Annotated in this window: 11 protein-coding genes and 2 pseudogenes; 5 read left to right on the top strand and 8 right to left on the bottom strand. The window is 71.8% G+C overall.

What is annotated here, in order from left to right; translation table 11 throughout:
* Positions 1–29 precede the first annotated feature (29 nt).
* Positions 30–494 carry a barstar family protein gene (locus tag WDV06_RS09210; RefSeq protein ID WP_395509152.1) on the top strand — a complete coding sequence of 155 codons (465 nt, stop codon included), beginning with the start codon at positions 30–32 and terminating at the stop codon, positions 492–494.
* A gap of 7 nt (positions 495–501) precedes the next feature.
* Here the strand turns inward: WDV06_RS09210 and WDV06_RS09205 are convergent.
* Positions 502–1,322: pseudogene (locus WDV06_RS09205) on the bottom strand (IS5 family transposase).
* Between the two features lie 445 nt (positions 1,323–1,767).
* Here WDV06_RS09205 and WDV06_RS09200 point away from each other — a divergent pair.
* Both WDV06_RS09200 and WDV06_RS09195 read left to right on the top strand, forming a co-directional pair.
* Entirely contained in the window at positions 1,768–2,133 is a 366-nt protein-coding gene (locus WDV06_RS09200) for a hypothetical protein (RefSeq protein WP_395509151.1), read from the top strand.
* A gap of 50 nt (positions 2,134–2,183) precedes the next feature.
* Positions 2,184–2,312 (top strand): annotated as a pseudogene (locus tag WDV06_RS09195) (DUF4253 domain-containing protein); the annotation flags it as partial.
* Positions 2,313–2,544: 232 nt separating this feature from the next.
* Here the strand turns inward: WDV06_RS09195 and WDV06_RS09190 are convergent.
* Positions 2,545–3,411 (bottom strand): immunity 49 family protein, encoded by an 867-nt coding sequence (locus WDV06_RS09190; RefSeq protein ID WP_395509150.1) that lies wholly within the window; start codon positions 3,409–3,411, stop codon positions 2,545–2,547.
* Between the two features lie 352 nt (positions 3,412–3,763).
* Between WDV06_RS09190 and WDV06_RS09185 the strand changes: the two genes are divergently transcribed.
* Complete coding sequence (locus WDV06_RS09185) at positions 3,764–4,003, top strand: hypothetical protein (RefSeq protein WP_395509149.1); 240 nt, start codon at positions 3,764–3,766, stop codon at positions 4,001–4,003.
* 73 nt (positions 4,004–4,076) lie between these two features.
* Here the strand turns inward: WDV06_RS09185 and WDV06_RS09180 are convergent, their stop codons facing one another.
* Positions 4,077–4,892 carry a sulfite exporter TauE/SafE family protein gene (locus tag WDV06_RS09180; RefSeq protein ID WP_395509148.1) on the bottom strand — a complete coding sequence of 272 codons (816 nt, stop codon included), beginning with the start codon at positions 4,890–4,892 and terminating at the stop codon, positions 4,077–4,079.
* Between the two features lie 607 nt (positions 4,893–5,499).
* Between WDV06_RS09180 and WDV06_RS09175 the strand changes: the two genes are divergently transcribed.
* Positions 5,500–6,069 carry a hypothetical protein gene (locus WDV06_RS09175; RefSeq protein ID WP_395509147.1) on the top strand — a complete coding sequence of 190 codons (570 nt, stop codon included), beginning with the start codon at positions 5,500–5,502 and terminating at the stop codon, positions 6,067–6,069.
* A 458-nt stretch (positions 6,070–6,527) separates the two neighbouring features.
* Here the strand turns inward: WDV06_RS09175 and WDV06_RS09170 are convergent, their stop codons facing one another.
* The 5 genes from WDV06_RS09170 to WDV06_RS09150 all read right to left on the bottom strand — a co-directional run bounded on the left by WDV06_RS09170 (position 6,528) and on the right by WDV06_RS09150 (position 13,500).
* The gene (locus tag WDV06_RS09170; RefSeq protein WP_395509146.1) at positions 6,528–7,979 is read right to left on the bottom strand and encodes an NAD(P)/FAD-dependent oxidoreductase; all 1,452 of its coding nucleotides are present in this window, start codon (positions 7,977–7,979) and stop codon (positions 6,528–6,530) included.
* 75 nt (positions 7,980–8,054) lie between these two features.
* Positions 8,055–9,272, bottom strand: a complete 1,218-nt coding sequence (locus tag WDV06_RS09165) for a helix-turn-helix transcriptional regulator (RefSeq protein WP_395509145.1) — start codon at positions 9,270–9,272, stop codon at positions 8,055–8,057.
* Positions 9,269–11,020: a phenylacetic acid degradation protein PaaN gene (gene paaN / locus WDV06_RS09160; RefSeq protein ID WP_395509144.1), complete on the bottom strand. Its 1,752-nt coding sequence runs from the start codon at positions 11,018–11,020 to the stop codon at positions 9,269–9,271. Before paaN ends, WDV06_RS09165 begins: the two co-directional genes overlap by 4 nt.
* A gap of 354 nt (positions 11,021–11,374) precedes the next feature.
* Positions 11,375–12,262, bottom strand: a complete 888-nt coding sequence (locus tag WDV06_RS09155) for an SDR family NAD(P)-dependent oxidoreductase (RefSeq protein ID WP_395509143.1) — start codon at positions 12,260–12,262, stop codon at positions 11,375–11,377.
* A 56-nt stretch (positions 12,263–12,318) separates the two neighbouring features.
* On the bottom strand, positions 12,319–13,500 hold the full coding sequence (locus WDV06_RS09150; RefSeq protein WP_395509142.1) for an FAD-dependent monooxygenase: 1,182 nt from the start codon (positions 13,498–13,500) through the stop codon (positions 12,319–12,321).

Below are 13,500 nucleotides of genomic sequence, written 5' to 3'. Positions count from 1 at the left end.
TGTCCTGGGTCACTGGAGGGAGGACGGCCGTGGAATTCCCGCCCTGTGTACACGTCGTTCCGGAGCAAGGTGCCCTGCCTGTCGATTTGCTGCTTCCCATGACCGGCAGGACGTACGTGGCGCGGCTCGACGGCCGGGAGATGAGCGACACGGACTCCGTCTTCCAGCAGTGCTACGACGGCCTGAAGCTGCCGGATTATTTTGGGTGGAACTGGGATGCCCTCTCCGACTGTCTGCGCGACCTGAACTGGCTGCCCGCGGAGCACTATGTACTGATCGTCGAGGCCGCGGATGAGGCACTCGCGGGCGATGCAGCCGAACGGCGGCTGCTCTTCAGGACGCTTCTACGGGCAGGTCAGAGATGGTCCTCCACACAGCGGCCCGAGGGCATGGACCTCAGCAGGCTCGTACTCGTCATGACCTGCGACGTCGCATCCGTTTCCGGCCTGCAGGTACAGCTGCGGTTGTGCTGGGAAGAGATGGTCTCGTCATAAAACGGCTTCATCTCGCAGACCAGAGGAAGATACCTGCGACGTGGAGTCCGGCCAGGTAGATGGTCGCGGTCTTCTCATAGCGGGTGGCGATGCCGCGCCACTGCTTCAAGCGGTTGATGCACCGCTCGACGGTTGCGCTCCTTGTACGCCTCGCGGTCGAAGGCCGGGGGCCGGCCACCGCCGCTGCCGCGACGCAGTCGGTGGCCCAGCTGGTCCGCCGGGATGGGGATCACCGCGCGGATACCGCGCTTGCTCAGGTGGTCGCGTATGGCGCGTGAGGAGTACGCCTCGGCCTGGTGCGAGGTCTGCCGCGCTGGCGTGGGACGCGCCGGCTGGCCATCACGTCCTGGAAGGCAGGTGCGTCACCGGCCTGGCCCGCGGTGAGCACGAAGGCCAACGGCCGGCAGCCGCCGTCGGCGGCGAGGTGAATCTTTGTAGTCAGTCCGCCGCGGGAACGGCCGATGGCATGATCACCGGGCTCGTCGGCCGGGGCCCCTTTTTGCGGGCCCCGGCCGCGTGCTGGTGGGCACGCACGATCGTCGAGTCCACAGACACGACCCAGTTCAGGTCCTCGTCAGCATCAGCCTGGGCCAGGAGTGCGGTGAAGACTCGCTCCCAGGTGCCGTCGACGGCCCACATACGCAGCCGGTTGCAGACGCCTCTCCAGTTGCCGTACTTCTCGGCAGGTAAACCCACTGCGACCCCGTTTGGAACTCCCAGGCGATCGCATCGATCACCTCACGGTGGTCCCTCCACCGGCCACCCCGCTCGGAGTCCGGTCCGGGAGAAACGCTCGATCCGCGCCCACTGCGCGACAGTCAACGGCACAAGCGGACCAACGAGCAGATGATCTGAACGAAACGGCCTAGCTCCGCTCGTGAACCGAGAGTGAAGACACGCCTACGACACCCCGCGCGCCAGCCACTCAGCACCCCCTTCATCAGCACTGCAGGCAATTGCCTGATAGTCAGAGACGACACGCCCGACTGGCTTGTGCCAGATCAGCCCGATGATCGCGCCGCCGTCTCCACGCACACGCTCTGCAACTGCCAACGTGCACCCATCCTCTCATCCACTCCGGGCCATCACCTCATGGTTCGCCGGAGACCATAGAGTGGCGCCTCGTCGTCCGCCGCGAACGGAGCGCCGTGGCCCGGCAAAAATCAGGTCCGCCTCCAGGATGCGCAGGCGGGCGGTGCGCAGGGCCTGACAGCCGTCCCACCGCAGGTCCCCTGCGAAGGCGACGACGCCGTCCTCGGTGCCAGCCAGCAGGGTGACTGTATGGGCACGTTCGCCCTCGCCGGCCACCGGGCTGCTCGGCGGCCGGCGGGCCACCAACCACTGGCGGTTCGCCGACCTGCTGACCCAACGCCACCCCGAGGTCACCGTCGCAGGCGACGCCCTCTACACCGACGAGGACGGGGTCGCCACCGATGCCGGAGCCGCCGCCAACTTCGACCTGTGCCTGCACCCGCTGCGCCGCGAACACGGCGCCTCCACCGCCAACGCCGTCGTCAGGCCGATGGTGCTGCCTCACCGCGAGGGCGGCCAGGCCCATACGACAACGACAGCGCGAAGGTTCCTGACGTCCTCCACTGGGAGCACCGGTTCGGCGCCCGTGTCGTCGCAGTGGGATTAGACACGCTGCACCTCAGCGTCGCCTCGCCACCATGAGAGGAGCAGGAGGCCCTCCTCGTCGCGGCCGAGCACTTCGCGCTCTGCTCGGACAACATCTGGCAGGGAGGCGGGCCGTACACACTGGCCGCGTACGCCGAGCAGATCACTGGCGCTCACCGCTGGGACTTCTGGTGGGACTGATCCGTCCCACGCCTAGGAAACGATCACCCGGCTGATGGGAAGCGAACTTCAAAGGCGTCCTTTGTGCGTGATCAGGGGCACTCGTGAACAGCCCGGTGGTGGAGCAGGGCATCGAGCGCCGAATCCGTGGCGGACTTGACGGCCGGGTACACCTGCCGGGCGCGGGACACGGCGACGCGGACGGCGTGCTTGAGAGAGCGGGTGACTACGGCGCCTGCGTCGGAGTCGGCTGTCAGGCGTCCACTTCACCAACCCAGCCGAACTCCATTAGTTCCTTGGGGAGATACTCGGACTCGACCTTGATCGTCATACCTGCATCACGGGCCATGCAGGCGATAGCGAGCGGGCCGAGCGCGACCAGGCCCTCACCGCTCCTCGAACGGGCCTCGTTCGCAGTCCAGTACTCCTTGTGCCACGTGAGCGCCTCGGCCAAGGCCTCGTTGAACCGCTCCTCGTCCCGCGTCGCATACCGGTGGAAGAGGTTGAGCGGCGGGTAGAGGATCTTCAGCGTCAACTCCTGGCTGGCGATCTGCACGTGCGCGGGGTCGGTTCCCTCTACTGCACGGACCAGGCTGTCCCACGTCTCCTGCCGCCCGAAACGGTGGTGCTGGATCGTCTCCACCCACGAGTAGATGTACTCGTCGAACTCCGCCCCGGACGCACGGAGGAAGGGCAGGGGAACCTGCGCGAGGCGGTTCATGCGCTCGCCCTCCCGGCAGATCGCGGCCAGGTAGAAGGAGGTGAGCCAGTTGACGGCGTGCAGGTACTCCTGAGGTCCCGTCACCGGCAGTTCCTTCTCCTCGCCGCTCACGCCGATGCGGCACCTGGCAGGCCCCTCGGTGGCCTGGCCGGCCGTGAACAGCGCGGAACCCGTCTGCATGGCGAGGATCCAGGCCTCCCAGGTAGTGAACCGGGTCGCAATGGGGTCCGCGAGGCAGTGCCACTTGGCTGCGACAAGTGTGAGCATCAGGGCGTCACGGCGGTCACCCTCGGATGTGCCGAGCCCCGCAAGTGCCTCCTCGGCACTCTTGACGATCGGCGGCATGGTCTCGGCCACATTGTCGGCGACGAACGCGTGGCGTGGAATGCACGTGAGCACGCACCCTCCTTCAGTTGATGTCCAGGTATTCTATGAGCACTCATATATGTGGAGTCGGTGTGGTCCAGTGCTTCACCAGCACGAACTTCGATTCTGAAGTTTCAGCGCATTGCGCAGCACTGTCGCGATCTTCGCGTCGCCTCCGCCGCGAGCTGTCATTTCACCGAAAATTGCGCGGACGTAGGGTCGAGTTCCTTCTTGAATCGATCCCCTACGCCCCGCCGCCATCACCCTATGTGAGGGTTTTCCCGATCCTCTGGATCTGCCCGCCTCTGGCGCCAGCCCAAATCCCCGGACCGGGCTTTTGCTTCCACAATGAGATGCTCGCCGTCACCGAGCCGGTAGGGCCAGTGTGAGCGAGCTGTCTGCCGACGTTGAGATGGCGCTGACCCAGGTCCTGGGCGGGCACGAGCGGCGCATTCCGTCCCGAGCCGTGATCGTGGCCGAGATGCTGGACGGCGACGGCGAACGGGCGCTGTCGATCATCACGACGCCGGGCGTCACGGAGTGGGACGCGCTCGGTCTGTGCCGGTACGGCGTCCTCTCGATCGAAGGTCCCGCTGCCGCGTACTTCGCCGGAGGGCCGGAGTGATCCACCGCGCCCCGATCACGACTGCGGTCCGCGTGCTGCCGGCGGCCGCGACCGCGAGTCGGTGTGAGCGGTGTCAGTCGTGTCGGGCGAGCTTCACGGCGGAGATGAGGAGGGTCACGGCCAGCAGGGGGATGAGGACGATGTCCGGGAACACGCCCAGCAGCAGTCCGCCCAGCACTGCGCCCGCGATCGAGCCTGCGGCCATGGTCGCGGTGAAGCGGAGGTTGGCGCCGAGGACGGCGAAGCTGCCGTCACGGCTGTAGCGGGCGAACGCGACGAGCATGGTCGGCAGGGAGACCAGCAGAGAGAGGCTTCCGGCGGTCTTGATGTCCTCCCCGAAGAGAAGAACGATCGTCGGGATCAGGAGCTCGCCGCCGGCGACGCCCATGATCGCGGCGACCACCCCGATGCCGAAGCCGGCCACGACTCCGGCGGGGATCTGGGCCGAGAGTGGCAGTTCGAGGGTGCCCAGGGTGGCGGTGTGCGTGAGGACCAGGGCGGCCGCCATGAGGACCATCAGTCCTGCCAGCACCTTGTAGAGGGTGGTGCTGCGCATGCGGACCGCCCAGCTGGCTCCGGCCCAGGCTCCCAGGAGACTGCCGGCCAGCAGGTTGGCCGCGACGGGCCAGCGGGCGGCGACGTCCGCGGCCGGGACCGCCATGAGCCGTGAGGGCAGCGCGACCAGGACCACGACCAGGCTCATCGCCTTGTTCAGGATGACCGCCGAGAGGGCGGCGAACCCGAAGACGCCGATCAGCAAGGGCAGGCGGAACTCCGCGCCGCCCAAGCCGATCATCCCGCCCAGTACTCCGATCGCGGCCCCGGCGCCGAAGACGGGGAGGGCTGAGTGCGTCGGACGGAGTGAGGCGAGGTTCTGATCGGTGGTCATGGCGGGCATCCTCGCTGGTAATCGCCGGTTGCTGCCATGACAAGAAGGCACCGGGTGTCCACTCGGGGTTCGTGCGGTTCTCCGAGCTTGACTCCCGTTGTCCAGTCGGCCGGGTGAGGATCAGCCGCGTACTGCCCGCGGCAGGGTAAGGCCGAGGTCAACGGGTGCCCGCCGGGTTCGGGCCGCGTCGGCCTGCTCGGTGGCCGGTGCCCCGGGATACCGCTCCACCGACCCCGAGCGAGGGGCCCGTCCGTGCTTCCATCTCCAGCCCGGCAGCACGACACCACCGCCCTCATCGAGGTCCTGGAGCAGATGAAGGTGTCTACCGCGGCGAGCGAGTGGTCCTGGTCTGGGACGGCCTGTCCGCCCACTGGAGGCGGGCGATGGGCGCCTGGGCAGCCGAACAGGACTGGCTCACCTTGGAGCGATTACCCGCCTGCGCACCCACTCAAGAAACGCGGCCCTGTACGGCTCCGGAAAGTTGGGCTTTCCTTGGAGGAGGCGGCAGTGAGGGGGGACGGTGGACCACTCGTCACCGCGGGGGTCAGGCAGGGCACGGCGGCCGAGGGAGCCGCGGTATGGAGGAAGGCACCGCAAACGCGTCCTCGTGGCTGCCGGCCTCCCGCTGCTCATCACGGGAGTGCTGCTCATCTTCCTGCTGCTCGCCGCCTACGAACCCGGCGGACGGTGGTGGACCATCGCGGGAGAGCTGGCGGCTTTCGGCCTGCTGGGATTCTCCTTCCTCAACCGGCATGTGCGCTTCCTGCCCGCGGCTCTTCTGCTGTGGGCCCTCGGAATGACGGTGGCGTCCTTCGACGGCTGGGTGCTGGAGGGGAGGGGCCTCGACGTCACCTGCACCGTGTTGAAGAAGGAATCACGGGTCGAGACGTCCACTTCCACGGATGCGAACGGTTATACCAGCACGCACTCGACCACTTACTACGACTACCGCCTCGGCTGTCCCGGCGGCCGGCCCGCGACCATGACGTCGACGACCAATGCCGGCAACGTGGGCCGGCCACTTCGGGTGGTGTACGACCCTGCGGGCCGCATCGATCCGGAGCCGGCGCGTGACACGGAGGGGACTGACGTGTGGGTCCCCGCCGGCCTGATAGCGGCGGCGGTGGTCGTAGGTGCCGGTCATGAGTTGTTGGTCCGCCGTCGGTGGCAGGGCTGAACGGGAGCGTCGGCGTTCTCGTCGGTGGACCAGGCCGACCGCGAGTCCGTGCCTGCCGGTGCCTCGGGAAGTCGTCGTGGCGGCGGCGCCCGTTCACCACCGCGGCCCGGCCCACCCTCGCCATTGCCGCCACCTCCGCCAACGACACCCGCTCCCACACTGGGGCCGCCTCAAGCGCAGCGAGCGGTGGTCATCCTGCCCTGCCACTCGTAGTCGACCTCCACCGAGCCGACCGGCAACAGCCACCCGAGCCTGACCACCTGGTCGAAGTCCAACCTTCGGACGCCGAGCCGGCGGGCGGCCTGGTCCGGGTGGACGTCGGGGAACTCGACGGCGCCGCCGAGGTAGACCAGGAGACCAGCCTTCAGGCGCGCAAGGGCCAGTCCCGGCAGCGCCGCCGGGAGGGGAGGGGGAGGTGAGCGCCGCCCCGGCCGGCGTCCGGGCGGCCGGAGGCGCGGTCAGCGGCGGAAGCTGGAGGGGTCCAGCGAGGCGAGGCGCCTGACCAGGGAGGGGACGGGACGGCCGTGGTCCTCGCGGTGTTCCACCGCCCGCAGGGCGGGGATGACCAGCCGGGCTCCCGGGTAGCGGACCGGTTCCGGGGGGAGCCAGCCGCCCGGCGGGCGGGTGAAGGCGGAGCCGGACCATTCGTCCTTCGTGCCCAGGACGAGCGAGGCCAGCACCTTGGCCATCAGCCGGGACGGGCCCACACCGTCCCCGGAGTAGCCGGTGGCGTAGCAGACCCCGGGGACGGTCTTCAGCCAGCCGGCGAACGGCAGCGAGGTGGTCGAGTACTCGACCGGCGCGGTCCAGGCCATGTCCACCGGGGCGTCGGCGAGTTCCGGGAAGAGCCGGCCCAGCTGCGCGTGGAGCTCGGCGGGCCGCAGGGCGTCGCCCCACAGGGTGTCGGGTCCCGCATGGCCGTAGGCCACGCCGGAGCCGCCCTTGCCGAAGACCAGCCTGCCGTCCGGGGTCGTGCGGTAGTAGTTCAGCCGCCGCCGCGCGTCGCAGACCGAGGTCCCGCCGTCCCAGCCGAGCGCCGCGAGCCGCTCCGGGACGGGCCGGGTCAGGACGGTGTCGCTGGCCACGGTCACCATCCGGCGGCCGAGGTCCTCCAGCTGTGCGGCCCAGGCGTTGACGGCCAGGACGACCCGGTCCGCGAACACCCGGCCGTACGGCGTGTGCGCGGTGGTGGCGCCGCCGGGCGCGTTGCGCAGGGCGGTCAGCGGGGTGCGTTCGTGGATGCGGACGCCCTCGTCCAGTGCGACGCGGCGCATCCCACGGGTCAGCTTGGCGGGCTGCAGGGTGGCGCAGCCCGGGTCGATGACGCCGCCGAAGTGGCTGCGGGTGCCGACGATGCGGCGCGACTCCGCCGCGGAGACCTCGTGCAGCGGCTCGACGCCGGCCCGCCGCAGGTCCTCCAGGGTCTGCCGCCAGGCCCCGCGCTGGGCGGGGGCGGAGGCGGCCCACAGCCAGGGGTCGCGCCGGTGCTCGATGTCGATGCCGTGGGTCCCGGCGAAGTCGAGGATGTCGTCGACGGCCCGCGCGGAGGCCTCGCCGATGCGGCGTGCCTCCTCGTGGCCGCCGATCGCGACCAGGCTGCTGAACCGTGCCCACATCGGCATCAGGTAGCCGGCGTTGGCGCCGCTGGCGCCCGCTCCGCACACGTCGGCCTCGATCAGCACGACGTCCGTGCCGGGGGCCCGCCGCAGGATCTCCAGGGCGGTCCACAGACCGGTGAAGCCGCCGCCCACGACGAGCACGTCGCAGCGCACCTCCTCCAGCAGCTGCGGTGCGCGGCCGTCGTCGGGTTCGGCGGCCAGGGCGTCGCGGAGCCAGGCGGTGCGCCGGGCCGGCGGCGGGGTGCCGGGGCGGGGCCAGGTGCCGGTGAGGAGGAGGTCGGGGTCGGTCACGGGTACGGCTCTCCACGGTCGGTACGGGTGGGTTGGGGGGGTGGGCGGGTTGGGGGGTGGGGGGTGCGTGCGGGGTCAGTTCTGGCGGGCGCGGGCCGCCCTGCCGGTGGGGTCCAGGTGCTCCGCCGCCGTCAACAGGTCGATCCGCGAGCTCACCCCGTAGGCCTTGAACAGCTTGCGCAGGTGGTAGTTGACGGTGTGCGGGGACAGCGCCAGGCGCCGGGCGATCTGCTGGTTGGTGAGGCCCTCGCGCACCAGCCCCACCAGCTCCCGCTGCTGCCGGCTCAGTTCGGGTCCGGCGGGCAACGCCGGCGTGAGCCCCGTCGTGGTCCGTAGGGCCGCGGCCTCCCGCTGCAGGGACAGCCGCAGCGACTCGGGCACGGACTCGACGACGAGCCGGCGCAGCAGCGGCCCGGCGAAGACGGCCCGGTCCCCCTCGTGGCGCACGACACCGGTGGCCGCGACCTCCTCCAGGGCCGGGAGCAGGGCCGAGACCGAGGTGCGCAGCAGCAGGGCCACGTCCTCGTAGACGACCTCGCACCCCAGGACGGCCGCGACGCGCAGCAGCTGACGGCACTCGGGGGAGAACCGCTCCAGGGTGGCCCCCGCCCGCAGGGACAGCCGGGCGGGCAGCCGGGTGGTCAGCAGCCGGGCCTCCCCGTCCACGGTCGTGAGGGAGCCCTCCTCCCGGAGCCCGGCGAGCAGTTCGAGCAGCAGCCGCGGGTGTCCGCGGGCCTGGTCCAGCAGCCGGACCAGGTCGGGCGACGGTTCGACGCCCAGCAGGTCGCGGGCCAGGTCCAGGGCGTGGGACGGGCTGAGCGGGCCGAGGGACAGCCGCTCGCTGCGCCCCGTGGGCCCGGGCGGCAGGACGGGGCCCGTGCCGGGCCGGTGGGAGACCAGCCAGACGACGGGCCGCTCGTCGCCGCCCTGCTCGCGGGCGTGGGGCCCGCGCGGCGGGGTGTCGGGGGCGGGCCGGGCGTCGTCGACGAGGACGAGGACGGGCCTCGTCGCGGCGGGGCAGCGGCCCGGCCGGCCCCGGGCGTGCCCGGCCGCGGCGCCGCGGCGGCGCCCCGGCGGCCGGTCCGTCCACGGGTCGGGGTGGTAGCGGACGTAGCCCAGCCCCTCGGCGAGGGCGGCGGCCTCCCGCAGCAGCCGGGTCTTGCCGATGCCCGGCATCCCCTCGACCGTCAGCAGGGCGCGCCCGGCGCGGCGGCCGTACTCCAGGAGCTCGCGGACGGTCCGCATCTCCCGCTCGCGGCCGCGCAGCGGCAGGTCGGTGAGGGTGCCGTTCATATCGAACCGCCGTAGCGGCGCACGCCGACGGTGTGGAAGCGCGCCGTCACGAACCCGGGGTCGCAGTACACCGCGTTCCCCGACGGGTTCATCCCCGTGCCGTGCAGATCGGAGTAGACGGCCGACTGGGAGATGTACCAGTCGCCCATCAGGTTGGCCGAGAGCATCACCCCAGCCTCGGCGCAGGCCCGTTCCATCGCCGCCTCCACCTGCGGCGAGGTGGAGTAGAGGCCGACGGAGAGCGCGCCGCACTCGCGGGTGGTGCGAGCGACGAGCTCCACCCCGGCCGCGGCGGAGTCCACCGCCACCGCGAAGACCACCGGGCCCTGCCACTCGGACAGCAGGACGGCCCGGTCGGCCTCCCGGTCCGCGTCGAGGGTCACCACGGCCGGGGTCCGGACGACCGCCTCAGGGTGGCGGGGGTCGCGCACCGCGCGGGAGGGCACGGCCACGGGCCCGGCCGCTCCGGCGGCGACCCGCTCGACCCGGTCCCGGACCGCGGGCCCGAGCAGCGCGCCCAGGATCCCGCACGCCCGCGCATCGTCGTCCAGCAGTTCGGCGAGGGCGCCGCCCAGGTCGGCGACGACCTCGGCGAAGGAGCGGTGCCCCTCGTCGGTGCCGATCCCCTCCCGGGGGATCAGCAGGTTCTGCGGGCTGGTGCACAGCTGCCCGCTGTAGAGGGAGACGGAGAAGGCGAGGTTGGCGAGCATGTCACGGTAGTCGCCCGTCGACTCGACGAGCACGCTGTTGACCGCGGACACGGAGGTGAACACGCGTGCCTGCCGCGCGTTGTCCTCCAGCCAGGTCCCGAAGGCGGTGGTGCCCGCGTAGTCGACGAGGCGCACCTCCGGCCGGACGGCCAGCCGCCGGGCCAGTCCCTCGCCGGTGTGTTCGGCGGCGAGGCAGACGAGGTCGGCCGGGAAACCGGCCTCGGTGAGCACCTCGCGGGCGATGCGGACGGTGAGTGCCAGCGGCAGGACGGCCGCCGGATGCGGTTTGACCAGAACGGGGTTGCCGGTGGCCAGGGAGGCGAAGAGGGCCGGGTAGGCGTTCCAGGCGGGGAAGACGCTGTTGCCGATGACCAGCGAGATGCCGCGGGGCACCGCCGTGAAGGTCTTGGCGATGCTCAGGGTCCGGCCGTCGCCCATCGGCTTGCGCCAGAGCGCGGAGGCGGGCATCCGGGTCTGCTCCTCCAGGGCGCGGGCCACCGCCTCCAGACCGCGGTCCTGGGCGTGCACCGCCCCGGCGTGGAACGCCATCAGGAAGTTGTGGCCGCTGGTGTGCACGGCCGCGTGGGCGAACTCGGAGCTGCGGGCGTTGATGCGGTGCAGGATCTCGGTGCACACCTCCGCCCGGGTCCGGGGGCCGGCGTCGCGCCAGGCCGGCAGGGCGGCCTGCATGGCGGGCAGCAGGACGTCGGGGTCGCAGTGGGGGTAGGAGACCTCCAGCAGGCCTCCGTACGGGGAGCGTTCGCCGCCCGTCTCCGGGGCGGGGCCGACCGTACCGTCGCGGCCGGGCTGGCCGAGGGCGAACTCCCGGCCGAGGAGCGCGCGGAACGCGGCCTCGCCGGCCTCCCGCGCGCCCGGGCCGTAGGAGCGGGGGTCCTCCGGGTCCTCGGAGTACGGGGACCAGTGCGCGCGGGTGCGGAGGGTCTGGCGGGCCCGCTCCAGGGTGTCGGCGTGGCGGGGGGCGGGACGGGCCGGTTCGGCGTGGGTTCCGGGAACGGGTGGCGGCAGGGTGTGCGCCATGGTCCACATCCTTGTCGAACGGGTGGGGGGCGGTCCGAGGACGAACCGTGGGAGGTCGAAACTCCCGACGATCACGGTAAATCGGCACTTTCGGACCCACGTCGGAGTCTGGTCACGGTGGGATTTGACGGGCCGTTCACACGGCCCTGGGCGGAATTGACGCGTCCGGTGTGGGGTCGGGGCCCTGGCGGAACCTGAACCACCGGCCGGACGAGGCCCTTTGGGCCGCCCGCCGAGGAGGGGGGAACAAAACGTGATGAGGGCCATATTGCGCTACAACTCACTGCTATCGGCCGTGCGGTGGCTCGATAGCGTCGCTCGGCCCTCCCCGGCGGGCGTACCGACTGGCGGGTTCTACTCGGTGATCGGCCGCAGGTACCGGTCCAGCGCCGCGTCGGGCAGCACCCGGGCGAGCACGCTCACCCTGCGGGCGTCCGGCCCGACCCGGTAGCGGGTCCGGGGCCGCCGGGCCGTGAGGGCCACCCGCACCGTCCGCGCGAAGTCCTCCGGCCGGGTGGTGCTCTCCCGCGCCTGCTTCTCGTTCTGGTGCAGGAAACGGCCGAAGGGGACCCGGTACAACTCGGCCACCGCTTCCGGAACTCCGTCCATCGAGGCCCGCGCCACGTCGGAGACCTTGCCCCAGATCGGCGTCATGATGGCCCCCGGCTGCACCAGGGCGACGTCCACCCCCTGCGGGGCCAGCTCGCGGCGCAGGACGTCGGTCAGTGCTTCCTTGGCGAACTGGGCCGCCGCGTACGCCCCGAGGAAGGGGATCGCCACACTGCCCAGGCCCGAGGTCACGTTGACCACGCGGCCGCGGGTGCGCCGCAGCAGCGGCAGGAACGCCTGGGTGACGGCCAGCTGCCCCACCACGTTGGTGTCCAGCTGCGCGCGCAGCCGGTCCGGCGAGACGCACTCCAGCGGCGCCGACACGCACATCCCGGCGTTGTTCACGAGCCCCCACAGACCCGCCTCGCCGACCTCGGCCGTGACCCGTTCGGCCGCCGCGGCCACCGACTTCTCGTCGGTCACGTCCACCGCCACGGGCACGATCCGGCCCGAGCCGCCGTCGGCCTCGGCGAGGGCGGCCCCGTCGGCCTCCCTGCGGACCCCGGCGAAGACCCGGAAGCCCGCGTCGGCGAGCTGGAGCGCGCAGACCCGGCCCAGGCCGGAGGAGGCCCCGGTGACCAGGACGGACCGGCCGCGCGGGGACAGGGCGGGGCGCTGCGGGACGGACGGCACGAACTTCCTCCTCGGGGAGCCGGCGGAGCCGGGGGAGCCCGGAGAACCGGGGGCGGTCATCCGGCCACCGCCGGGAAGGTGAGGGCGTCCTCCAGCGTGCGGGTGAGCCGGCGTTCCGGCATGAACCGGAAGTAGGCGTCCCGCACCGGCCGCCGGATGGGGTCCTCGGACTGCTCGAAGGTGCTGATGCCGCGCGAGGCGGCGACCATGCCGCGGGTCCGCTCGCGCCGCTCGTCCTCGTACCGGCGCAGGGCCCGCGGCAGGTCGCTCGCACCGCGCAGCGCCCGGCCGAGGACCACGGCGTCCTCGATGGCCATGCCCGAGCCCTGGCCGAGGCTGGTCAGCATCGGGTGCGCGGCGTCGCCCAGCAGGGTCACCGGGCCCCGGCCCCACCGCTCCAGGAAGGCGCGGTCCCGCGAGGGCACCGCGATGATCGACTCCTCGGGGGTGGCGATGACGGCCTGGCGCACCTCGTCGGCCCATCCCTCGTAGCAGTGCAGGATCTCCGCCTTGCCGCCCTTCCAGTCCCGCGAGAGCTCGGCGGGCATGTTCTTCGTCCCCCACCAGTACAGCCGACCGCCGCCCATGTCCACGAGGCCGAAGCGCTTGCCGCTGCCCCAGAAGTGGGTGACCGAGCCCGGCGTGAACCGGGGGTGCGAGAACGGTACGACCGCGAGCCAGCAGACATAGCCGCTGTCCTGCGAGTCCTCCGGGCCCACCAGCTGCCTGCGCACGACCGAGTGGAAGCCGTCGGCGCCGATCAGCACGTCCCCCTCGGCGGTGCTGCCGTCGTCGAAGGACAGCCGTACCCCGCCGCCCGGCACTCCGTCGGTCTCGAAGCCGGTCGCGGCCGCGCCCAGCCGGATCGGGATGCCCTCGGCGGCCTCCAGCAGCGACTGCTGGAGGTCGGCCCGGGTGATGAGGACGCTCGGCACCCCCAGTCGGCCGATGATCTCCGGGAACGGGAACTCCCGGATCAGCCGGCCCGTGGCCGTCTTCACCTGGTACGAGCGCAGCGCCTCCCCGCGCTTCTCCAAGTCGATGCCGACGCCGAGCGAGTTCAGCGCCCCGACGGCGTTGCTCATGACGGACAGCCCCGAGCCCGCGGCCCGCAGCTCGCCCGCCCGCTCGTGGACCTCCACGTCCAGGCCCGCCTCGCGCAGGGCGATCGCGGCGGTGAGGCCGCCGATGCCCGCCCCGAGGACCAGGGCCTTCCTGCGTTCTGTCTGCTTCGTCAT

It is taken from the genome of Streptomyces racemochromogenes, assembly GCF_044129415.1.
Taxonomy (GTDB): domain Bacteria; phylum Actinomycetota; class Actinomycetes; order Streptomycetales; family Streptomycetaceae; genus Streptomyces; species Streptomyces racemochromogenes_A.
This window is presented reverse-complemented; position numbering and strand designations above follow the sequence as displayed.

What these genes read in the sequence shown, in the direction of transcription:
- WDV06_RS09180 (WP_395509148.1), bottom strand. Translation starts at nt 4,892, where the DNA reads ATGACCACCGATCAGAACCTCGCCTCACTCCGTCCGACGCACTCAGCC.
- WDV06_RS09165 (WP_395509145.1), bottom strand. Translation starts at nt 9,272, where the DNA reads ATGAACGGCACCCTCACCGACCTGCCGCTGCGCGGCCGCGAGCGGGAG.
- paaN (WP_395509144.1), bottom strand. Translation starts at nt 11,020, where the DNA reads ATGGCGCACACCCTGCCGCCACCCGTTCCCGGAACCCACGCCGAACCG.
- WDV06_RS09150 (WP_395509142.1), bottom strand. Translation starts at nt 13,500, where the DNA reads ATGACGAAGCAGACAGAACGCAGGAAGGCCCTGGTCCTCGGGGCGGGC.